Annotated in this window: 18 protein-coding genes; 12 read left to right on the top strand and 6 right to left on the bottom strand. The window is 64.0% G+C overall.

The window, feature by feature from the left end; translation table 11 throughout:
• Positions 1-5: 5 nt before the first annotated feature.
• The 4 genes from modC to ABGX75_RS15220 all read right to left on the bottom strand — a co-directional run bounded on the left by modC (position 6) and on the right by ABGX75_RS15220 (position 4,752).
• Complete coding sequence (modC, locus tag ABGX75_RS15235; protein ID WP_347411134.1) at positions 6-1,100, bottom strand: molybdenum ABC transporter ATP-binding protein; 1,095 nt, start codon at positions 1,098-1,100, stop codon at positions 6-8.
• Positions 1,093-1,788 (bottom strand): molybdate ABC transporter permease subunit, encoded by a 696-nt coding sequence (modB, locus tag ABGX75_RS15230; protein ID WP_011507969.1) that lies wholly within the window; start codon positions 1,786-1,788, stop codon positions 1,093-1,095. The genes modC and modB overlap by 8 nt, the downstream gene beginning before the upstream one ends.
• Positions 1,788-2,588 (bottom strand): molybdate ABC transporter substrate-binding protein, encoded by an 801-nt coding sequence (modA, locus tag ABGX75_RS15225; RefSeq protein ID WP_347411133.1) that lies wholly within the window; start codon positions 2,586-2,588, stop codon positions 1,788-1,790. Before modA ends, modB begins: the two co-directional genes overlap by 1 nt.
• A gap of 202 nt (positions 2,589-2,790) precedes the next feature.
• Entirely contained in the window at positions 2,791-4,752 is a 1,962-nt protein-coding gene (locus ABGX75_RS15220) for a ligand-gated channel protein (protein WP_347411132.1), read from the bottom strand.
• A 252-nt stretch (positions 4,753-5,004) separates the two neighbouring features.
• Between ABGX75_RS15220 and ABGX75_RS15215 the strand changes: the two genes are divergently transcribed.
• The 5 genes from ABGX75_RS15215 (at position 5,005) to ABGX75_RS15195 (ending at position 9,630) form a co-directional block, all read left to right on the top strand.
• Positions 5,005-5,937, top strand: coding sequence for a LysR family transcriptional regulator (locus ABGX75_RS15215; protein WP_043558580.1), 933 nt, complete (start codon positions 5,005-5,007; stop codon positions 5,935-5,937).
• 108 nt (positions 5,938-6,045) lie between these two features.
• Positions 6,046-6,264 carry a DUF1656 domain-containing protein gene (locus tag ABGX75_RS15210; RefSeq protein ID WP_011507973.1) on the top strand — a complete coding sequence of 73 codons (219 nt, stop codon included), beginning with the start codon at positions 6,046-6,048 and terminating at the stop codon, positions 6,262-6,264.
• Entirely contained in the window at positions 6,265-7,134 is an 870-nt protein-coding gene (locus ABGX75_RS15205) for an HlyD family secretion protein (RefSeq protein ID WP_011507974.1), read from the top strand.
• Positions 7,135-7,141: 7 nt separating this feature from the next.
• On the top strand, positions 7,142-9,181 hold the full coding sequence (locus tag ABGX75_RS15200; protein WP_347411131.1) for an FUSC family protein: 2,040 nt from the start codon (positions 7,142-7,144) through the stop codon (positions 9,179-9,181).
• Between the two features lie 29 nt (positions 9,182-9,210).
• Positions 9,211-9,630, top strand: a complete 420-nt coding sequence (locus ABGX75_RS15195; protein ID WP_011507976.1) for a GNAT family acetyltransferase — start codon at positions 9,211-9,213, stop codon at positions 9,628-9,630.
• On the opposite strand, the gene ABGX75_RS15190 is transcribed toward ABGX75_RS15195, so the two are convergent.
• Together ABGX75_RS15190 and ABGX75_RS15185 are read right to left on the bottom strand one after the other, a co-directional pair.
• Positions 9,631-10,389 carry an SDR family NAD(P)-dependent oxidoreductase gene (locus ABGX75_RS15190; protein ID WP_347411130.1) on the bottom strand — a complete coding sequence of 253 codons (759 nt, stop codon included), beginning with the start codon at positions 10,387-10,389 and terminating at the stop codon, positions 9,631-9,633.
• Between the two features lie 50 nt (positions 10,390-10,439).
• A complete protein-coding gene (locus ABGX75_RS15185) occupies positions 10,440-11,150 on the bottom strand; it encodes a glutathione S-transferase N-terminal domain-containing protein (protein ID WP_347411129.1) in 711 nt (236 codons plus the stop codon).
• Positions 11,151-11,534: 384 nt separating this feature from the next.
• Between ABGX75_RS15185 and ABGX75_RS15180 the strand changes: the two genes are divergently transcribed.
• The 7 genes from ABGX75_RS15180 (at position 11,535) to ABGX75_RS15150 (ending at position 20,714) form a co-directional block, all read left to right on the top strand.
• Positions 11,535-13,229 carry an L-lactate permease gene (locus ABGX75_RS15180; protein WP_110061015.1) on the top strand — a complete coding sequence of 565 codons (1,695 nt, stop codon included), beginning with the start codon at positions 11,535-11,537 and terminating at the stop codon, positions 13,227-13,229.
• Between the two features lie 241 nt (positions 13,230-13,470).
• Positions 13,471-14,970, top strand: coding sequence for a glycolate oxidase subunit GlcD (gene glcD / locus ABGX75_RS15175; RefSeq protein ID WP_347411128.1), 1,500 nt, complete (start codon positions 13,471-13,473; stop codon positions 14,968-14,970).
• A 24-nt stretch (positions 14,971-14,994) separates the two neighbouring features.
• Positions 14,995-16,119 (top strand): glycolate oxidase subunit GlcE, encoded by a 1,125-nt coding sequence (gene glcE, locus ABGX75_RS15170; RefSeq protein ID WP_287124213.1) that lies wholly within the window; start codon positions 14,995-14,997, stop codon positions 16,117-16,119.
• A gap of 2 nt (positions 16,120-16,121) precedes the next feature.
• Entirely contained in the window at positions 16,122-17,381 is a 1,260-nt protein-coding gene (gene glcF / locus ABGX75_RS15165) for a glycolate oxidase subunit GlcF (RefSeq protein ID WP_347411127.1), read from the top strand.
• Positions 17,382-17,413: 32 nt separating this feature from the next.
• Positions 17,414-17,815, top strand: a complete 402-nt coding sequence (locus ABGX75_RS15160; protein ID WP_224113717.1) for a heme-binding protein — start codon at positions 17,414-17,416, stop codon at positions 17,813-17,815.
• 408 nt (positions 17,816-18,223) lie between these two features.
• Complete coding sequence (pabB, locus tag ABGX75_RS15155; RefSeq protein WP_347411126.1) at positions 18,224-20,113, top strand: aminodeoxychorismate synthase component I; 1,890 nt, start codon at positions 18,224-18,226, stop codon at positions 20,111-20,113.
• Positions 20,097-20,714, top strand: coding sequence for an aminodeoxychorismate/anthranilate synthase component II (locus tag ABGX75_RS15150; RefSeq protein WP_110061161.1), 618 nt, complete (start codon positions 20,097-20,099; stop codon positions 20,712-20,714). The genes pabB and ABGX75_RS15150 overlap by 17 nt, the downstream gene beginning before the upstream one ends.
• The last annotated feature ends 59 nt before the right edge of the window (positions 20,715-20,773 follow it).

Raw genomic sequence — 20,773 nt, 5'->3', positions numbered from 1 at the left:
CCGCCTCACAACACGATCACATCATGCCGGGAAATGGTCACGCTGCGCACCTGGGCCTGCAGCGTCTGCCCGGGATGCAGCCCCATCGTCGAGACATCGCGCCGGGTGAGGCGCGCGCGCAGTGCCTGCCCGCCCACATCCAGCATCACCTCGACGAACGGCCCCTGGGTCTCGTCGCCGATTTCGCGCAACGTGGCCGGCAGAAAGGCAGTGCCCGAACGCGGCGAGCAGGACGCGGATGCCGGCATCACGCCCACATCGCGCGCCCGCAGGCGCAGGCGCACCGTATCGCCCGGCACGCCCTCGAGACGCGCCACGTCCAGTGGCGTGGATACGTTCCTCAGCGCCAGCTGCGTCAGGTCATAGGCATCGTCGTGCGCGACGATACGGGCCTCGATCAACGACGCGGCCTCGAAACGTCCGGTCCGAGGTCCCAGATCGAGACGGCTGAACATCTCGTCCACCGGGCCGCTGGCCAGCACCTGGCCCTGTTCGATCAAGGCCACGCGGTCGGCCAGCGCACCGATCTCGCGGGTATCGTGACTGACGAAGAGAATCGGCACCCCGGTGTCGCGTGCCAACTGGCGGATATACCGCAACAGCTCCTGCTTGCGAGCCCCGTCGAGTCCCGTCAGCGGCTCGTCCATCAACAGCATGCGCGGACGCGACAGCAGGGCACGCCCTATCGCCACGCGTCGCGCCTCGCCGCCGGACAACCGCGCCGGGGTGCGCGCCAGCAAGTGACCGATGCCCAGCAACTCGACCAGGCCATCGAAATCCCCGCGTGAGGCGCGGGGCATGCCATAGCGCAGGTTGCCGCGCACCGAATAATGCGGAAACAGGCGAGCCTCCTGAAACACGACGCCCAGCCGGCGGCGATGCGGCGGCATCCAGTGTCGACGCCGGGTATCCACCAGCCATGTCTCGCCCAGCCGGATGATGCCGCTGTCCGGCACACCCAGGCCGGCGATCAGGCGAATCAGACTGCTCTTGCCGCTCCCCGAGCGGCCGAACAAGGCAGTGACGCCCTCCGCAGGTACCGTCAGCGACGCATCGAGCGTGAAATCGCCGAGCCGTTGCATGACGCTGGCCTCAAGCATGGCGTCCCTCCAGACGTTGGCGTGCACGACGTGCCAACCACTCCGACGCCACCAGTGCGATCAGCGCCACGACGACCGAGATCACGCAGAGTCTGGCTGCTGCGGCTTCCTGGCCCGGTGTCTGGACAAGACTGTAGAGTGCCAGCGGCAGGGTACGCGTCTCGCCCGGAATATTGGAGGCGAAGGTGATCGTCGCGCCGAACTCCGACAGCGACCGCGCGAAGGCCAGCACGCCGCCGGTCAGGATGCCCGGCAGGGTCAGCGGCAGGGTGACGGTGATGAAGGTCTTCCAGCGCCCCGCCCCCAGCGTGCGTGCGGCGTCCTCCAGCTTGCGATCGACCGCCTCCAGCGACAAGCGCACGGCCCGGACCAGTAGCGGAAACGCCATGACGCCACCCGCCACGGCCGCCCCTTCCCAGGTGAAGGGCAGGCTCACGCCGAACTGCGCGTGCAGCCATTGTCCCAGCGGCCCCTGACGACCCAGCGCCACCAGCAGCAGATACCCCACGACCACCGGCGGCAGTACCAGCGGCAGGTGCAGGATACCGTCGAGAAGCGTCTTTCCGGGGAAGTCGAAACGCGCCAGCAGGTAGGCCACGGCAATCCCCGGCACCAGAATCGCGGCTACCGCGATGCCGGAGATGCGCAGACTCAAGGCCAGCGCTTCCCACTCCAGGGGCGTCAACATCACGGCGCCTCGTCGGCGGTGACGGCCGCGAAACCGTAGCGCTGAAAGATAGCGGCCGCCTGATCGCCATCGAGCCAATTCGCCAGGGCCCGGGCCGCGTCGCTCGGTGCCTCGCCGATCAAGGCCATGGGATAGATGATGGGGTCATGGGACGACACCGGGAACAGCCCCAGGGTTTCGATCTTGTCGCTGGCCCGGGCATCGCTGGCATAGACGATGCCCAACGGCGCCTCGCCACGCTCGACCAGCGCCAGCGCCGTGCGCACGTTGTCGGCGCGGGCCAGGCGGGCACGCAGTGCCTGCCACTGGCCGAGGCCTTGCAGGGCTTGCTTGGCATAGATCCCGGCGGGAACATGCGCCGGGTCGCCCACGGCCAGTCGCCCTTCGCCCAGGCGTTCGGCGATCGGCGTCGTCGCGTTCGGCGTAAAGGCCGTGAGGCCGCTGTCCTGCGGCGCCACCAGCGCCAGACGATTGGTCAGCACGTCATGGCGCTGGGTCAGCGCCACACCGCCCTGCTCGCCCAGCCAGTCCATCCAGCGCTCGTTGGCCGACAGATAGATCGCTGCCGGTGCGCCGTTGGCGATCTGCCGGGCCAGGGTCGAGGACGCGGCGTACACCGGCACGACCTCGACATCGTGCTCGCGCATGTAGCGCTCGGCCAGCGCATCCACGGCATCCGTCAACGAGGCTGCCGCAAACACGGTGACGCGCTCTGCGGCTTGCGCCGTGGCGGCGCTCAAGGTCAGCACGAGAGCGATACCACACGCGAGGAGGGCGTGTAACGACGGACGAGGTGACATGATGACGCTCCCGAAAACAGACGCTTGGCGACGCATCGCCGATACGGTGACAGCAAGAAATACGGTGACAGCACGAAAATAGCATGAACGCCCCGCGCCCATCAGGTCGTCGGCATGCATGCGTCCCCCTCGGCTGACCGAGCATGCAAGCCAAAAGGGAGGCCCGAGGCCTCCCTTTTCATCACCATTCGCGCAGCGTCCCCTAGAAGTCGAGACTCGCCCCCACCCAGTATCGCCGCCCATCTTCCACATAGCCGTACTCGTCGTAATCGATCTCTTCGTCGAACATGTTGTAGACACCGACCATGAGCTTGGCCCGCTCGGTCAGTCGCCACGCACCGCCACTGTCCACGAAGGTATAGGAAGGGGCGCGAATGCTGCTCGAGGACGGCCCCTCGACAGGCTGGCTCTCCTTGCCGCGATAGGTCAGCCGCGCCCAGGCATTGAGCCGCGCCACCGGCGTCCAGTCCAGCGTACCGCTGAATTGATGTTCGGGCAGCTTGGTCAAGGGGTTGCCCTCGTATTCACCGCTTTTCTGCTCGGAGTCGGTATAGGTGTAGCTCGTCGACAGGGTCAACGTCTCGGTCAGCGGCGACGACAGCGAGAGCTCCACCCCCCGGGTCACGGCCTCGTCGACGTTGATACGGTAGGTCGGGTCGGCACCGAACTGATTGGGCCCTGCGGCGCACACGCTATCCGGACATGCCACGCGCGTGATCTTGTCCTCGAAGTCGTTGTGGAACAGCGTCATGCTGGCATTCAAGCCGCTCGGGGCGCTGTAGAGCAAGGCAAGTTCCTTGTTGAGCGACGTCTCGGGTTCCAGATCCGGATTGCCGTAAACGTTGCCACCGCGACTGATCTGCCCCCATCCCGGCGTGATCTCGCGCAAACCGGGCGCACGATAACCGGTGGAGACGCCGCCCTTGAGCGTCCAGCGTGGCGCGGCCTGCCAGACCCCATACAGGCGCGGGCTGACGTGGCTGCCGTAGTTTTCGTTGTCATCCAGGCGCACCCCGCCGGTCAGCGAGACATCTTGCGTCAATAACCATTCATCCTCGACGAACAGCGCCCACTGATCGTTGCTGACTTGCGTCAGGTCCGATATCTGATTGCTGGTTCGATCATCGAGTTCTTCTTTCTCATAGTTCGCACCCAGCGTCACGATATGGCGCGACAGCGGTATCACCCACTGCGTGTTCGCCACCGTATTGGTGATCTCCATGTCACGCGCCTTGTTTTGCGTCGACTCGCGCTGCACGTAACTGTTGGAGGTGGCGAATCCCCAGCGCCCGGTGTGGGTCAGCGCATAATGTTCCCGGTCATGCGTCGAGTGGCTATCGGTACAACCACCGCGGCAGCCTTCCGCCGGAGCGGATTCGCCGACATGGGCCGCACGATCCTGGGTCTCTTTGCCCACTTCCAGGCCAACGTCATGATGCTCGCTCGGCGTCAGCGAAAACTTGGCGGTCAGGCTTTGCAGGTCCTTGTCTTCGTAGCCTTCCTCGATGTCGTCCTCTTCTCGCTTCTGGTACTGGCCATACACCTGCAGCCCCAGAAGATCGTCGGCAAGGGGCCCCGACACATAGAGCTGTCCCTGGTTGGCGTTGCCCGAGTCGCTGTCTTCCTGGAGCGTGGCTTCGGCACGCACGTTGCCGTGCCACTCATCGGCCACCTTGCGAGTGATGACGTTGATGACCCCGCCGATGGCGTCCGAACCGTAAAGCGTCGACATGGGCCCGCGAATCACCTCGATACGCTCGATGGCCTGCAGGGGTGGCAGCCAGTCCTGCTCGAACCCGGCGCTCCCGTTGGGACGCGACTCCCGCGAGGACTGGCGACGTCCGTCGACGAGGATCAGGGTGTATTGCGCCGGCATGCCGCGCATGCTGATATCGGCACCGTTGTCGCCACGGCCGCCGCCGGTGACGATGACACCCGGCACGTCCCGCAAGGCATCGGTGATATCGCGATAGGCCTTGTTTTCGAGCTGCTCGCGCGAGATGACACTGATCGAGGCCGGTGCACTCGTGACCTGCTGCGCATACCCGGCGGCGGTGACGACGACGTCGTTCAACGCGACGTCGCTTTCGGCGGCATGGGCGACCGGCGTGCTGACGGCGGCCGTCACCAGTGTCAGCGTCGCGATACGCGATGGATGATTCATGTTGCGTGGTTCTCCCTGAAGAATCCTGCCCCGAATGTGTCCGGAGCGCTTGCACAATGATTAAAATTTAATGCGAATTTTTATCATTTAGATTCTTCCACAAAGTACGACACCACGTCATGGGACGGGGCGTTTCGCAATCCGCAACGCAACGAGACGCCATAACAGGCGCTAATGATTTTCAAAAAGATGCAGGGTTGTGCAAAAATGCGCGCTCACCCCACAGCACGCCGATTGACGATGACGAATGGCATGTACGATCTTGATGAGCTGGCCGCCTTCGCCTCGGTCATGGCATCCGGCAGTCTCACCGCCAGCGCCCGACAGCTCGGGGTCGCCAAGTCGACACTCAGTCGTCGCATCAGTCAACTGGAGGAGCGCCTGGGTCAGCCCTTGCTGCGTCGCCAGGCCAATCGCCTGCTGCCCACCGAGGCCGGCACGCTCTTTCTGGCCTACAGTCAGCAGATCCTGCGTCTCGCCGAACAGAGTCAGCGCGCCCTGGAAGACCTGCGTGCGGAAGTCAGCGGCGAACTCACCGTGCAGGTGCACAATGCCTTTGCCCGCGGATGGTTCTCGCAGCAGATGGAGAACTTCGTCGCCGACCATCCCGGCGTGCGTCTCGACTTGCAGACGCGCCTCACGCCGCCCACCGGGCCCGAGGACGAGGCGCTATGCGTCTGGCTGGGAACTGTCGACGAGTGCGGCTTGCGTCAGGAAACGCTGGGCCATATGCGGCGAGGCCTCTATGCCCACCCCGATTACCTGCGCCGCCATGGTGCTCCCCGCCACCCTCGCGATCTGGCCGAACATGCCTGGGTCGACCTGCTCGGCACCAGCGAGCACGGCGTGACCTTGCATCACGCCCGTGAGGGCGAGTGGGACCTCACCCTGCCCCCCTCGCGACTGCGCGTCGACCAGTACGTGCTGCATATCGACGCCATTGCACGAGGCGGGGGGCTTGGCCTGCTGCCCCACTGGATGGCCGAGAAACGCCTGCAGCATCATCCCGGCAGCCTGACCCCCTGCCTGGAGGAATGGGCGCCATCCTCGCTGCCCATCACGCTCCTCTACCCCTTCGGCCGTCTGCCGCGCAAGACCGTTACCCTGCTCGAACGGATCCGCCAGGCCGTTCCGGATAGCTGGCGCTTGCATGCGCCGGCCCCCAGCCTCCGATTTTCACGCTAGACTGACAGCCGCGACGCGACGTGACGCCTCGGGAGCCGATCGCACGGATAGCGCGTCAAATAGATAGCGTGCTAACATAGTCGCTTGCCTTGGCGAACGGGAGAGGGAATGGGTCTCAAGGAAATCGCTATCGGCGGCATCTATTTCAGTCCGCTGCTGCTCTACGCCCTGTTGGGGTTCGTTGGCGCACTCATCGTGCGTACGGTATTGCACCGTATCGTCGGGCAACATACGCCCTGGTTCGAAGCGTGGTTCGATGCCGCCCTGTTCGTCATCATCACGGCCATCGTCGCCTTTGTCTTTTCGCCAACTGCCGGAATCGTCTAAATGCGCACTTCGCTACGCATGCTCACCACACTCGTCATCGTGGCACTGGCCATCGCCGCCGGTGTCTGGCTATGGCATTACTACCTGTATACGCCGTGGACACGCGACGGCCGTGTCCGCGCCGATATCGTGACCATCGCCCCGGATGTCTCCGGCTGGGTGAGCGAGCTTTCGGTGGAAGACACGCAACGCGTGTCCCAGGGCGAGACCCTCTTCAAGATCAACCAGGCCCGCTATCGCGCCGCCCTCGAGCAGGCCCAGGCCACCGTGGAACTGAACCGGGCACAGCTGGAGCTCAAGAAACACGAGGAAAGCCGCCGCAACCGCCTGAGCAGCCGGGCGATCAGCAACGAGGATCGGGAGATCGCGCGGATCGATACCCGAGTCGCCCAGGCCAATCTCGACGCGGCCGAGGCGCAGCTGGAGAGCGCGCAGATCGACCTGAAACGCACCGTGGTGACGGCACCCGCCGATGGACACATCCTCAACCTTCGGCTCAGCGAGGGCAATTACGTCAACGCCGGCAATGCCGTCATGGCACTGGTCAAGGCCGATTCCTATTACGTGACCGGTTACTTCGAAGAGACCAAGATGTCGCGGATCGAGGAAGGCGACGTCGCCAGGATCACGCTGATGAACGACGACACCGAGCTACGCGGCCATGTCGCCGGCATCGGCCGAGGCATCGCCGACAGCAACACCTCACCCAACGACCAGCTGTTGCCGCAGGTCGAGCCGACCTTCAACTGGGTGCGGCTGGCACAACGCATCCCGGTACGCATCGAACTCGACGACGTTCCCGAGGGGACGCTGCTGAGTGCCGGCATGACGGCCACGATCCATGTCGTCGACGACACGGACGCAGACTGAGCCGCCCATGTCGCCCTGGATCGAGACCTACCTGACGCCCTCGAAGACATCGCTCCAGTTCGCCGCCAAGACCACCCTGGCGATGTTGCTGGCGCTGTACATCGCCTTGTGGTGCGATCTCGACCGCCCCTACTGGGCGCTGATCTCGGCGGCGTTCCTGCAGATCCGGCCGATGAGCGGCATGGTGGTCGAAAAGGGCATCTGCCAGATCGGCGGCACCCTCATCGGCGCCCTGGCCGGCATCGTCATCATGGCCTTCTTCGCCCAGGCCCGCGTGCCCGCGCTGATCGCGCTGACCCTGTGGATCATGCTCTGCGCCTATGGCAGTTCGCTGCTGCGCAACAACTTCTCCTACGGCTGCATCATGGGCGCCGTGACCGCGATGCTGATCGTGGTGATTTCCGCCAACCAGCCCCCGAGCGGCATCTTCGACATCGCCGTGGCGCGGCTCTCCGAACTCGGTCTCGGGGCGCTGTGCGCCACCCTGGTCAGCGCCCTGCTGTGGCCCACGCACGTCAAGGAGCATCTCGCCGGGCAGGCCGACGAGGTCATCAATCAGGCCTTCACGCATGCCGGGCAGCGGCTGGACGCCAGCGATGACGCTGCCGCCATGCAGCAGTCGCTGACCGCCAGCCTCGAGCCGCTGACCATGCTCGAGACCGATAGCCAGGCGGCACGCTACGAGGGCCCCGACGGCAACGGACGCATGCGCGCCACCCACGTGCTGACGCGGCGTACCCTGCGTTTCTTCGCCACGCTGGGGGCGCTGCATCAGCTACTCCACGATCATCGCGATCGCATCAACGCGCCCCTGCAGCAGCTCGCTACCGAAATCGCCGAAGGCTTTCGCGGCGCCGAGCACGTCAAGGGCGTCCCCGCGGCCCGCCGTGAACTGCAGGCGCTGCGCAAGCGCGCCCATGGCTACTCCGACACGCAGCTCGATCCGCTGCAGCGGCGCGTCATCCTGGCGCTCCGTGAGGTGCTCGGCCACGCCATGATCATGCTCGACGCCCGCGAGGCCATCGCCCACCCGGGGCGTAAACAGCTACGCGCCGGCTCCCTGTCCTGGCATCGCGATCATCTGGTGGCGCTGCTCAACGCCGGCCGCGCGGGGCTGGTCTTCTCGTGCCTGGCGGTGTTCTGGCTGCAGACCCACTGGAGCAACGGCCAGGTGGCCATGCTGCTCGGCACCCTGTTCTCGGCCTTCTTCGCCACGCGCGACAACCCCGTGACGATCTGCATGATGTTCTTCAAGGGCATGCTGGCGGCGTTGCCCAGTGCCTTCCTGTTCGGGCATGTCCTGCTGTCGCAGGCCAACGGCTTTCCCATGCTCGCCATGCTGTTCGTCACGCCCCTGTTCCTGGGGCTGCTCGGCGCCTCCAACCCTCGGTTGATGGGTTACTGCCTGGCCTTCACCATCTTCAATATCCTGCTGACCATGCCGGGCAACGGCATGGACTTTTCCTTCGACAGCTTCGCCAACCGCGCCATCGCCGTGATCGTCGGGTTGAGCGCCGTAGTGATGGGCTTCCGCCTGATCCCGGGCCTCGGGGCACCGATCCGGCGCCGCCGCCTGATCGGCGCCATCAGCCATGACCTGCGCCACATCGGCGACTTGCCCCTGCACGAGGAAGAAAGCCGTTTCAGCGGGCGCATGGCCGATCGCCTGCTGCAATTGGCGCGCCATGACGACATGCTGCCCGAGGATCACCGCCATTTGTTCATGATCGGCCTCAACGGGCTCGATCTGGGACGTTCCTGCCTGCGCCTGCGCCATCGCCTGGACGATGCCGCGCCGCCCGTGCGTGACACCATGCGGCACTTGCTGACCACCCTCGCCGCCGCGTTCGAGGACAGCGCCCACGGCCGCGCGCCACAGGGCATCCAGGCGGCCGGACGAGCGCTGGATGACGCGCTCGTCCGCCATGGCGATATCGAGGAGGATTGGCGGTGGCTACTGGCAGGGCTGGTCGAGCGGCTCGAGCTCACCCTGGCGCGTCAGGCCAATGTCATGGCCGAGCGACTGACACCGGTACCCGCCGCCTGATGACGACGATGAGAGACCCGAGGAGCACCATGCAGATTCGAGCTTTCCGCGACACCGACGAAGCGGCCATCATTGCGCTCTGGGAACGCTGCGGCCTGACGCGTCCGTGGAACGATCCACGCCGCGACATCGCACGCAAGCTTGCTGAAGACCCGCGCCTGTTTCTGGTCGGCGAACGGGACGGTGACGTGATGGCGAGCGCCATGGCGGGATACGACGGGCACCGCGGCTGGGTACACTACCTCGCGATCCACCCCGATCATCAGGGGCAAGGGCACGGCATGTCTCTGCTCGCGGCCGTGGAGCGCGCATTGCAGGCCCGGGGATGTCCGAAGCTGATGCTGATGGTCCGCAACGAACACCCCGAGCTCGTCGAGTATTACCGCCGCCAAGGGTACGAGAGCGGCGACTTCGTGACCCTCGGCAAGCGGTTGATCGCCGACGACTGATCAGTCGCGATCGACGGCGAAGGCCGACCAGGCCTGACGCGTCGGCATCACCTCGAGGCGATTGACGTTGACGTGTGCCGGCAACGTGGCCGTGTAGAAGATCAACTCGGCGACATCCTCCGCCTGGAGCGGCGTGGTATCACGATACAGCGCATCGGAAGCCGCCTGGTCGCCACCGGTGCGCACCAGCGTGAACTCGGTTTCGGCCATGCCCGGCGCGACATCGGTCACCCGCACGCCGGTGCCCTGCAGGTCACAGCGCAGGTTGTAGGTGAACTGCTGGACGAAGGCCTTGCTCGCCCCGTAGACGTGACTGCCGGGATACGGCCATTGGCCGGCCACCGACCCCAGATTGACGATGCTGGCCCCGGCGCCGGTCTCGATCAGGGTGGGCAGGACCGCGTGGGTGACGTTGACCAGCCCCTTGATGTTGGTATCGATCATGGTATGCCAGTCGGCGAGCTCGACGTCTTGCGCGGGTTGCGGTGCCAGCGCCAGGCCGGCGTTGTTGACCAGCGTCTTGACCCGGCGAAACGCCTCCGGCAACTCGTCGATGACCGACTGGACCGCTTTCTCGTCGCGCACATCAAGCACCGCGGTATGCACCCGCACCCGTTGACTGAGTTCCTCGGCCAACTCGGTCAGGCGCTCCTCGCGCCGCCCGGTCAGAATCAGCGACCATCCCGCATCGGCGAAACGCCGTGCCGACGCACGCCCGAAGCCCGAGGTGGCCCCGGTAATCAATACGATATCGCTCATGTTCTCCTCCTTATCCACGCTCGTCCTGTCCCGCGCCCCGCGTCGGGCCGTCATCCCGGATAGCCGCCCTCGATGTCGACGATGCGGGTGGCATTGCGCCCTACGCCACCATGCTGATCCAGCATGCGCTCGATCCAGGCATGGACCGGGTCGGCATTGGAGACAAGGTCCGCCGCCGACACGCAGCGGGCCCACATGAAATGGCCGAAGATCAGGTAATCGGCGGCAGCGGGCGCCTCGCCATCCAGGAAGTCAGCCTCTTCCAGGCGTGCGCGCAACGGCTCCAGGGCGGCATCGAGCGCCGTCAGCCCCTTGCTCGGCGCGTGCATTTCCTCGAGGCTGCGCCCCAGTGCCTTTTCGCGCGTTTCACGAAAGTACGCCTGGTCGTCGGGATGCACGACATTGAAAAGATCCATGACGATGGTGCGCAGCATTCCCGGTGCCAATGCCCGTTCGCTGTACATCTTGAAAAAGCGCGCCCGGGACTCGGCCGTATCGTCGCCCAGCAGCGGCTTGTCAGGGTATTCACGGTCGAGATAACGGAATATCTCGTAACTATCGGTGACCGTGGTCTCGCCATCGACGAGGACCGGCACCTTGCCCTGCCCCGAAAACGCGATCGCCTCTTTCTGGGTAAAGCGCCACGGGATGAAATCGCATTCCAGGCCCTTGTGCGCCAGCGCATAGCGCACGCGCCAGCAATAGGGAGAAAACCGCAGCCGCTCGTCACGACCGCTCAACTCGTACATCTGCAACGCCATATCATCGCTCCTTCTCGAGATGCATCGCGTGGGGAAGCGCCCACGCCCAGGAACTCGACGCTACCACATGCCACGCAATCGCGCCTATCGACGCACACATGCAGGCAGCGAGGTGCTTGAAAAGACTCGTCTATTAGTCGAATTCAAGGTGTACGAAACGCCTCTTAAACACGTCCCGAGCCTCCGACAAAGGTCATACGAAAGCGTATAAGAACCTGATTTAAAGGGATGTTTAAAGCTCGTCAGATCATCTGCATTATTGGTATTACCAATTATCCAACAATTGGCCTCAGGCCATTTCGCGTTTATCTTTCGCTCGATGACGAACGCCATACGTCAGACATTCGTTGCGCGCTGCACGACAACACAATCAGGGGCATTCCCATGAATCAAACGCTGCTCTCGCTACTCGCCTTCCTGCCATTGGTGCTGGCCGGCGTCCTGCTGATTGGCTTCCGCGTTCAGGCCAAGACCGCCATGCCTGCGGTTTTCGTGGTCACCGCGCTGATCGCCCTGCTGGCCTGGGACATGACCTTCACCCGGGTGCTGGCCTCGACCTTTCAAGGTCTGATACTGACCGTGGCAATCCTGTGGATCATCTTCGGCGCCATCCTGCTGCTCAACACCTTGAAACGCTCGGGTGGCATCGCGGCTATTCGTAATGGCTTCTCGGATATCAGCCCCGACCGACGCGTCCAAGCGATTATCGTCGCCTGGCTCTTCGGTTGCTTCATCGAGGGCGCCTCTGGGTTCGGCACTCCCGCTGCCGTCGCCGCGCCACTAATGGTGGCTCTCGGCTTCCCCGCCCTGGCCGCCGTGGTGGTGGGCATGATGATCCAATCCACCCCGGTCTCCTTCGGCGCCGTGGGCACCCCCATCGTGGTCGGTGTTAGCGGTGGGCTCGATAAAGCCGGCATTAGCGAGACGCTTTCAGCGGGTGGCGCCAGTTGGGAAACCTACTTCCAGCTGATTACCTCGGAGGTCGCCATTACCCATGCCATCGTGGGCCTGCTAATGCCACTGATCATGGTGACCGTAATGGCACGCTTCTTCGGTGAGCGACGCTCCTGGCGAGACGGCCTGGAAGTCGCGCCTTTCGCACTCTTCGCGGGCATCAGCTTCGTCGTGCCCTATGCACTGGCCGGCGTTCTGCTGGGACCAGAATTTCCATCCATGATCGGCGCCATGGTCGGGCTGGCCATTGTCGTACCCGCCGCCAAGAAAGGCTTCTTGCTGCCCAAGACGACATGGGATTTCCCCGACAGCACGACCTGGCCGGACGAATGGCTGGGGAACCTGGAGATCAAGATGGATCAGGTCGCCGGCAAGGCACCGATGTCGGTCTTCATGGGCTGGGTGCCCTACGTGCTGCTGGCCGTCCTGCTGGTCATCTCGCGCACTGTAGAACCGGTCAAAGAAGCACTCGTGTCGCTGAGCATCGGTTGGCGCAACATACTCGGCGAGAGTGATATCGCCGGCAGCCTAGAACCGCTCTATCTGCCCGGCGGGATTCTCGTCATCGTCGTATTGATCACGGTACTGCTGCACCGCATGCGCGGCCAGCAAGTCAAAGAGGCTTTCTCCGAATCGACTCGCACGCTTCTGGGCGCCGGTTTCGTGCTGTTGTTCACCATTCCCATGGTGCGCATCCTGATCAACTCCGGCGTCAATGGCGCCGACCTGGTATCAATGCCGGTGGCCATGGCACAGCTCGTGGCCGATGGCGTGGGACATGTCTACCCACTCTTTGCCCCCGCCGTCGGGGCGTTGGGTGCTTTCATCGCCGGCTCCAACACGATTTCCAATCTGATGCTGTCGGACTTCCAGTTCAACGTCGCCGAACAGCTGGGGCTCTCCACGGCGATGATGGTTGCGCTACAGGCGGTCGGCGCTGCCGCCGGCAACATGATCGCCATTCACAACGTGGTGGCCGCCTCGGCGACGGTGGGCCTGCTGGGACGCGAGGGCACGACCCTGCGCAAGACGATCCTCCCCACCCTGTACTACCTGATCTTCACGGGGACCATCGGGTTGGTCGCCTTCTACGTGATCGGCGTGAGCGACCCGCTCATGGGTTAGCGCACGACCACTACGCGCTTTTACACCATCGCCACACTATCGCCCCGCCCCGGCCATGCCGGGCGGGGCTTTTCTTCGGGCCTTTATTGGTAAGACCAATTCTCCAATCCTTAGGCTTTCGGCTAATAGGCACGGCCGCATGCCATAAGAGAATATGGAAACACTTTCCATAAGCGGCGAGCTCCGGCGCCATGCACTGACGCTCTCGCCCACGCGTGGCGGCATCGCCCAAGGAGACCGCATGAACATCCTTTTTGACGAACGCCTGGACGGCACGCTGCCGGCGATCGACAAGGATGCCCTTGTCACGCATTTGACCGCGCACCTCCCCAACATGACGCTGCTGCATCGCGAGGAGGACCTGCGCCCCTTCGAATGCGACGGCCTCTCGGCATATCGCGTGCTGCCCATGCTCGTGGCACTGCCCGATACCCTGGAGCAGGTGGAAGCCCTGCTCGGCATCTGTCACGCCCAAGGCGTTCCGGTGGTCACGCGCGGCGCGGGCACCGGCCTCTCCGGTGGCGCCCTGCCCCTCGAAAAGGGAGTGCTGCTGGTGATGTCCCGCTTCAGCCGCATTCTCGACATCGACCCCGAGGCCCGCACCGCACGCGTGCAACCCGGTGTGCGCAACCTGGCGATTTCCGAGGCGGCTGCGCCCCATGGGCTGTATTACGCACCCGACCCTTCGTCGCAGATCGCCTGCTCGATCGGCGGCAACGTGGCCGAAAACGCCGGGGGCGTGCACTGCCTCAAGTACGGGCTGACCGTGCACAACGTGCTCGCGGTGAACATCCTGACCATCGAAGGGGAGCACATCACGCTCGGCAGCGAGGCCCTGGATACGCCGGGCTTCGATCTGCTGGCGCTGTTCACGGGCTCCGAAGGCATGCTCGGCGTGATCACCGAAATCACCGTCAAGCTGCTGCCCAAGCCGGAAAGCGCCAAGGTACTGATGGCCAGCTTCGACGACGTCGAGAAGGCCGGCAAGGCAGTGGGCGACATCATCGCCGCGGGCATCATTCCCGGCGGCCTGGAAATGATGGACCGGCTGGCCATTCAAGCCGCCGAGAACTTCGTCAAGGCCGGCTACCCGGTGGAGGCCGAGGCCATCCTGCTGTGCGAACTGGATGGCGTGGAAGCCGACGTTCACGATGACTGCGAAACGGTTCGCCGAGTGCTCGAGGCCGCCGGCGCGACCGACATTCGGCTGGCCCGTGACGACGCCGAGCGCGCCACCTTCTGGGCCGGACGCAAGAACGCCTTCCCCGCGGTGGGACGCATGTCGCCCGACTACTATTGCATGGACGGCACCATTCCCCGGCGCGAGCTGCCGCGCGTGCTCAAGGGCATCGCCGACCTCTCGGCAACCCATGGCCTGCGCGTGGCCAATGTCTTCCATGCCGGCGACGGCAACATGCACCCGCTGATCCTGTTCGATGCCAATGCGCCGGGAGAACTGGCACTGGCCGAGGAAGTGGGCGGCAAGATCCTCGAACTCTGCGTCGAGGTCGGCGGCAGCATTACCGGCGAGCATGGCGTGGGACGCGAGAAGATCAACCAGATGTGCGCCCAGTTCTCCCCCGACGAGATCACGATCTTTCATGCCGTCAAGGCCGCCTTCGACCCGCTCGGGCTGCTCAATCCCGGCAAGAACATTCCGACGCTGGCACGCTGCGCCGAATTCGGTGCCATGCACGTGCATCACGGCAACCTGCCCCACCCCGAGTTGCCGCGTTTCTAACGGCATGCGTGCGAAGGAGACAACATGACGCATCCACAGGATCAACATCCGCCACAGGACGCACGCACCTTGCCGACGCGCGATCACGATGCCAGCGAGGCCCTGCTCGAACGCGTGCGTCAAGCCGCGGCGACCGGCACGGCGCTGCGCCTCGTCGGGGGTGGCAGCAAGGGGTTCTATGGCCGACCGGTCGTCGGCGAAACCCTATCTCTGGCCGAGCACACCGGCATCGTCAACTACGACCCCGTCGAACTGGTGGTCACGGTACGCGCCGGCACCCGCCTGGCCGATCTGCAAGCCGTGCTGGCCCAAGAGGGACAGCAACTGGCCTTCGAGCCACCCCATTTCGGCGAGAATGCGACCGTGGGCGGCACGGTGGCCTGCGGGCTTTCCGGCCCGCGCCGGCCATGGGCCGGCAGCGTGCGCGATTTCGTGCTCGGCACACGCATGATCACCCATGACGGCAAGCGGCTGCATTTCGGTGGCGAGGTCATGAAGAACGTCGCCGGTTACGACCTCTCGCGGCTCATGGTCGGTGCCCAAGGCACGCTCGGAATCATCGACGAGGTCTCGTTCAAGGTGTTGCCGCGCCCCGCCGCCAGCGCCACGTTGCGCCTCGAGATGGGGCTGGGCGACGCCATGGCACGCCTCGCCGAATGGGGACGCAAGCCGATGCCCATCACCGGCGCCGCCCACGACGGCGAGACCTTGCATCTGCGGCTCGAGGGAGGTGCCAGCTCGGTGGCCAATACCCAGGCACAACTGGGTGGCGAGCCGGACGATACGGCGTTCTGGACGCAACTGCGCGAACTCGAACTGGCGTTCTTCTCGCGCCGACACGACGACCGCCCGCTCTGGCGGCTGTCGCTACCGCATCGCGCACCGCCCCTGGCACTCGACGGCGACACGCTCGTCGACTGGGCCGGCGCCCAACGCTGGCTGCGCAGCGAGCTTCCCGCCGCGACGATTCGCCAGCACGCCGCTCAGGCCGGCGGCCATGCCACCCTTGTCGACCGTGACCGAGCGCACGGCGTCGACGCGCCGTTCACACCGCTTTCCGTGGTGATGGACAAATATCATCGCCAGCTCAAGGCCAAGCTCGACCCCAAGGGGATCTTCAACCCCGGGCGACTCTACGAGGGGCTATAGCCATGCAGACGAATTTTTCCGACGAGGCGCTGCGCCAACCGCACATCCGCGAGGCCGACCGCGTCCTGCGATCATGCGTGCACTGCGGCTTCTGCAACGCCACCTGCCCGACCTATCAACTGCTGGGCGACGAGCGCGACGGCCCGCGCGGGCGCATCTACCTGATGAAGGAGCTGCTCGAAAGCCGCGACGATGACGACCAGGTCACCCACGAAACGCAAACCCACCTCGACCGCTGCCTGAGCTGTCGCAACTGCGAGACCACCTGCCCCTCGGGGGTCGAGTACCACAAACTGCTCGACATCGGGCGCGCCGAGGTGGACCGCCGTGTGGGACGCTCTGCCAAGGAGCGAGCCCTGCGCTACGGGCTGCGCAAGGCGCTGGTCGAGCCCCGGCGGTTTCAAGCGTTGCTCGCCCTGGGCCAGACTTTCCGCCCGCTGGCGCCGACCTCGCTGAAGGCCAAGATTCCGTCCCGCGCGTCCCGTGCGGGACGTACCGCACCCGCGGCACATACCCGCCGCATGCTCGTGCTCGAAGGCTGCGTGCAACCGGGGTTGTCGCCGAACACCAATGACGCCGCAACCCGCGTTCTCGACCGACTGGGCATTGCCCTGAGCTCGGCCCCCGCGGCAGGCTGCTGCGGCGCCATCGACTATCATCTCAATGCCCAGGAGGCTGGCCGCGAGCGCATGCGGGCCAACATCGACGCCTGGTGGCCATACATCGACCAAGGCGTCGAAGCCATCGTGCAGACTGCCAGCGGCTGCGGGGCGTTCGTCAAGGAATACGGCGACATGCTCGCCGACGACCCGCGCTACGCCGACAAGGCCAAACACATCAGCGCCCTGGCCAAGGACCTGGTGGAAATCCTGCGGGAAGAAGACCTGGACGCATTGGCGATTCACGGCGACGCACGACTCGCCTTCCATTGCCCTTGCACGCTGCAGCACGCCCAGAAACTGGGCGGCGCGGTGGAAAGCGTGCTCGGCCGCCTGGGGTTCACACTGTCCCCGGTGCGCGATCCCCATCTATGCTGTGGATCGGCGGGGACCTACTCGATCACCCAGCCCGCCTTGGCAACACAATTGCGCGACGACAAGCTCGACGCGCTCGAGGCCGGTCAGCCCGAGCAGATCGTCACCGCCAACATTGGCTGTCAGACTCACTTGGCAGGTGCAGGCCGCACCCCGGTCCGGCACTGGATCGAAGTCGTCGATGAGGCGCTGACCACGGCACCGAATGACGAGGCGCGGACAGCGTAGCTCGTAGCTCACATTTCCCACAGGAGACCTGCATGAAAACTCAAGCCGTACTCGAACTCAGTGACGTCAACCGGCTGCTCGACGCCGGACAACAGGAAGCCGAGGCCAATGGCTGGGCGGTAACCATCGCCGTGGCCGATGCCGGCGGCCATCTGCTCGGCTTGCGCCGCCTGGACGGCGCAGCCCCGTTCAGCGCCGGGATTGCCACCGAAAAGGCCCGCAATGCCGCCATCGGCCGCAAGGAAACCCAGGCCTTCGAGGACATGATCAACAATGGCCGCACCGCCTTCGTCAGCGCGCCGATGCAGGCGTTGCTCGCCGGTGGCGTGCCGGTGGTCGTCGAAGGCGAGGTCATCGCCAGCGTGGGGATCTCGGGCGTCAAGCCCGACCAGGACGTGCAGGTCGCCAAGGCGGCCGTGGCAGCGCTTTCCTGAACGCCCTGCGAGACATCCTGACGAAAATCTCACCCCGCGAGGCACGCGTCGGCGTGCCTCGCGATTCGCCACACTTTCTGCCCCCGCCAGTTACGGTGACGCTGTCGCCGATGCCGTGCGAGGAGACCGAGGTAGCCACCGACATGCTCGCCACGAGTCGAAGGCGCCCAAGCCGCATGCGCGAGTGGCATGTCACTCGCGCATGCGGCATGAGCTTCCTCATCACCTTAATTTAAAAACACCATACGACTCGCGCACTTTTTTAATGACTCACCAATGCTTTTATTAAATCCCGAAAGACACACTCGGAATTAATCCAGCAACACAATAGCACCAATATAATCATTATTGACATAAATGCTTACGCGCCCTTAAATAAAAGCATAATTAAACTTGGGGGACAGGGCAATGCACGATCTCGAAGAACAGCAGGACGATAATATATTCATACTGCTCGAAAATACACGCTGTTCGAACGGCAACCGTACGTCTTTATTATTCGAGAACCCGGTTTTCGAGGTTATATGCTATCGCAACGACGCGTTGCGCGCCGCCTTGCGGGAGATCGACGAGCTGCGTGGACAGGGCTATTACCTCAGCGGTTACCTCGCCTACGAAGCCGGTTATGCGCTTTCCGACAAGCAGGATTTCGCCTTTTGCCGGCGCCCTTCGAGCGACACGCCACTGGTGCATTTCTATGCGTTTCGGGACGTACGGCGTTTGTCCCAGCAGCAAGCGAGCCGGTTCCTCGAGTCACGGACTCCCGATGCCACGCCGTCGGCCATTCGCCACCTGGCACTCAATGAAACTCGCGACCGTTACCTCAACAATATCGAAAAGATAAAGTCCTATATTCGTGAAGGCGATACTTATCAAATCAACTACACACTGAAGTATCGCCTCGAATACCAGGGGTCGCCGATCGCCTTGTATAGAAAACTTCGTCATCGACAAAAAGTCGAATTCGGCGGATTTCTGAACTTTCCGGAATATTCGGTCCTTTCCTTGTCGCCGGAGCTGTTCCTGCGCAAACAAGGCACCGCGCTGGAATCCAAGCCCATGAAAGGCACTTTCCCGCGCGGCGTCACGCCGCAGGAAGATGCCGGCATTCTCGACACCATGCGTCATGATGCCAAGACACGCTCGGAAAACGTGATGATCGTCGATTTGCTGCGCAACGACATCAGCCGTATCGCCTCACCGGGGTCAGTAGCCGTCAAGAACCTGTTCGAAATACAGACATTCGAGACGCTGCACCAGATGATTTCCACGGTGACCGGCAGTATCGCCCCCGATGCCAGGATCGAGCATGTCTTCCGCGAACTGTTTCCGTGCGGTTCGATCACAGGCGCCCCGAAGATACGCACGATGCAGATCATCGAAGAACTGGAGCGCGAGCCACGCGGCGTCTATACCGGCGCGATCGGGTATCTCACGCCGCACAACGACTTCTGCTTCAACGTTCCCATTCGCACCTGCATCGCGCATGCCGACGGTACGGCGGAGATGGGCGTCGGCGGCGGCGTGCTCTTCGATTCCAATGCCGAGGCGGAGTATGCGGAGTGCCTGCTCAAGGCACGCTTCCTGACGGGACTCAATCAGGACCTGCAACTGATCGAGACGATGCGTTATTCCAACGCCGAGGCACGCATCGAGCACCTCGAGGAACATCTGCAGCGCCTGGCGCGTTCGGCGCACGATCTGCAGTTCGTCTTCGATGGGCCACGCGTGCGTGACGCCCTCGGCGAGGCCATCGCGGATCTTCGTCACGACGCCAAGGTGCGCTTGTTGATGGCACACGACGGTCAGCTCGAGGTGACCACGGCTCCGCTGCCGGCCATGCCCGAGAGTACGCAGACCGCCCGCCTGGGGATCAGCGACCAGCGTATCGACCGACGCGATTTCCTGCTGCAGTACAAGACGACGGAGCGTTCGCTGTACGAGCAGGCTTACCAGCACCACCGAGAGGCCGGCGACTACGACGTCGCTTTTCTCAACGCTGAAGGACGCCTGACCGAGGCGAGTCGCCACAACCTGTTCATCGAAAAGGACGGCCTGCTGCTGACGCCGCCGCTCGAGGAAGGCGTATTGCCCGGCATCGCCCGGCGCATGCTCATCGAAACGAGTTGCGAGCGTTGCTGCGAGCGCCCGCTGACCCCGCAGGATCTGCTGGACGCCGATGCCATCTGGTTGACCAATGCCGTGCGTGGCGTCGTGCCGGTCACGCTCGGCAAGCAGGCTCGCCAAACCCTTATCGCCGTGGCCGGTCAGGAGGCTGCACATGCTTTGCTTGATTGATAACTACGATTCCTTCACCTACAACATCGTGTCCTATCTCCAGCAGTTGGGCACCGATCCCTGGATCGTCAAGAATGACGCGATGACGCTGGACCAGCTGGCACATCACGACATCGACGGCATCCTGATATCGCCCGGCCCCTGCACGCCGGAGCAGTCAGGCATCACGCTGGCGGTCATCAAGGCCTATGCCGGCAAGATACCGATCCTGGGCATCTGCCTGGGTCACGAGGCCATCGCTCAAGCCTTCGGCGGTCGCGTCGAACATGCCCGCGAGGTCATGCACGGCAAAGTGTCGACGATCCACCATGATGGCAGGGGCGTCTTCTCGGGCGTGATCAACCCCGTGCGCGTGACGCGCTATCACTCGCTCATCGTCACCCGTCAGTGCATGCCGGCCGATTTCGAGATCAGCGCCTGGACCTGCGACGAACGCGGTCGCATCGATGACGTCATGGGAATTCGTCATCCCACCATGGACATCGAGGGGGTGCAGTTTCACCCCGAATCGATACTCACCGAGTACGGCCATCTGATGCTGGCGAACTTTCTCAAACGCCTACCGACGGCGCGACGACGCGAGGCCGCTGTCAGCGCCTAGCCGAACATCGACACACCGCTCCGCGGGGTGACAACCCGTATACAGACGTTTTCGTAAAG

The organism is Chromohalobacter sp. (assembly GCF_039830575.1).
Classification (GTDB): domain Bacteria; phylum Pseudomonadota; class Gammaproteobacteria; order Pseudomonadales; family Halomonadaceae; genus Chromohalobacter; species Chromohalobacter israelensis.
This window is presented reverse-complemented; position numbering and strand designations above follow the sequence as displayed.

Bases quoted from the DNA above. Each gene is read 5' to 3' on its own strand.
- modC (WP_347411134.1), bottom strand. From the start codon at position 1,100: ATGCTTGAGGCCAGCGTCATGCAACGGCTCGGCGATTTCACGCTCGAT.
- modB (WP_011507969.1), bottom strand. From the start codon at position 1,788: ATGTTGACGCCCCTGGAGTGGGAAGCGCTGGCCTTGAGTCTGCGCATC.
- modA (WP_347411133.1), bottom strand. From the start codon at position 2,588: ATGTCACCTCGTCCGTCGTTACACGCCCTCCTCGCGTGTGGTATCGCT.
- ABGX75_RS15220 (WP_347411132.1), bottom strand. From the start codon at position 4,752: ATGAATCATCCATCGCGTATCGCGACGCTGACACTGGTGACGGCCGCC.
- ABGX75_RS15215 (WP_043558580.1), top strand. From the start codon at position 5,005: ATGTACGATCTTGATGAGCTGGCCGCCTTCGCCTCGGTCATGGCATCC.
- ABGX75_RS15210 (WP_011507973.1), top strand. From the start codon at position 6,046: ATGGGTCTCAAGGAAATCGCTATCGGCGGCATCTATTTCAGTCCGCTG.
- ABGX75_RS15205 (WP_011507974.1), top strand. From the start codon at position 6,265: ATGCGCACTTCGCTACGCATGCTCACCACACTCGTCATCGTGGCACTG.
- ABGX75_RS15200 (WP_347411131.1), top strand. From the start codon at position 7,142: ATGTCGCCCTGGATCGAGACCTACCTGACGCCCTCGAAGACATCGCTC.
- ABGX75_RS15195 (WP_011507976.1), top strand. From the start codon at position 9,211: ATGCAGATTCGAGCTTTCCGCGACACCGACGAAGCGGCCATCATTGCG.
- ABGX75_RS15190 (WP_347411130.1), bottom strand. From the start codon at position 10,389: ATGAGCGATATCGTATTGATTACCGGGGCCACCTCGGGCTTCGGGCGT.
- ABGX75_RS15185 (WP_347411129.1), bottom strand. From the start codon at position 11,150: ATGGCGTTGCAGATGTACGAGTTGAGCGGTCGTGACGAGCGGCTGCGG.
- ABGX75_RS15180 (WP_110061015.1), top strand. From the start codon at position 11,535: ATGAATCAAACGCTGCTCTCGCTACTCGCCTTCCTGCCATTGGTGCTG.
- glcD (WP_347411128.1), top strand. From the start codon at position 13,471: ATGAACATCCTTTTTGACGAACGCCTGGACGGCACGCTGCCGGCGATC.
- glcE (WP_287124213.1), top strand. From the start codon at position 14,995: ATGACGCATCCACAGGATCAACATCCGCCACAGGACGCACGCACCTTG.
- glcF (WP_347411127.1), top strand. From the start codon at position 16,122: ATGCAGACGAATTTTTCCGACGAGGCGCTGCGCCAACCGCACATCCGC.
- ABGX75_RS15160 (WP_224113717.1), top strand. From the start codon at position 17,414: ATGAAAACTCAAGCCGTACTCGAACTCAGTGACGTCAACCGGCTGCTC.
- pabB (WP_347411126.1), top strand. From the start codon at position 18,224: ATGCACGATCTCGAAGAACAGCAGGACGATAATATATTCATACTGCTC.
- ABGX75_RS15150 (WP_110061161.1), top strand. From the start codon at position 20,097: ATGCTTTGCTTGATTGATAACTACGATTCCTTCACCTACAACATCGTG.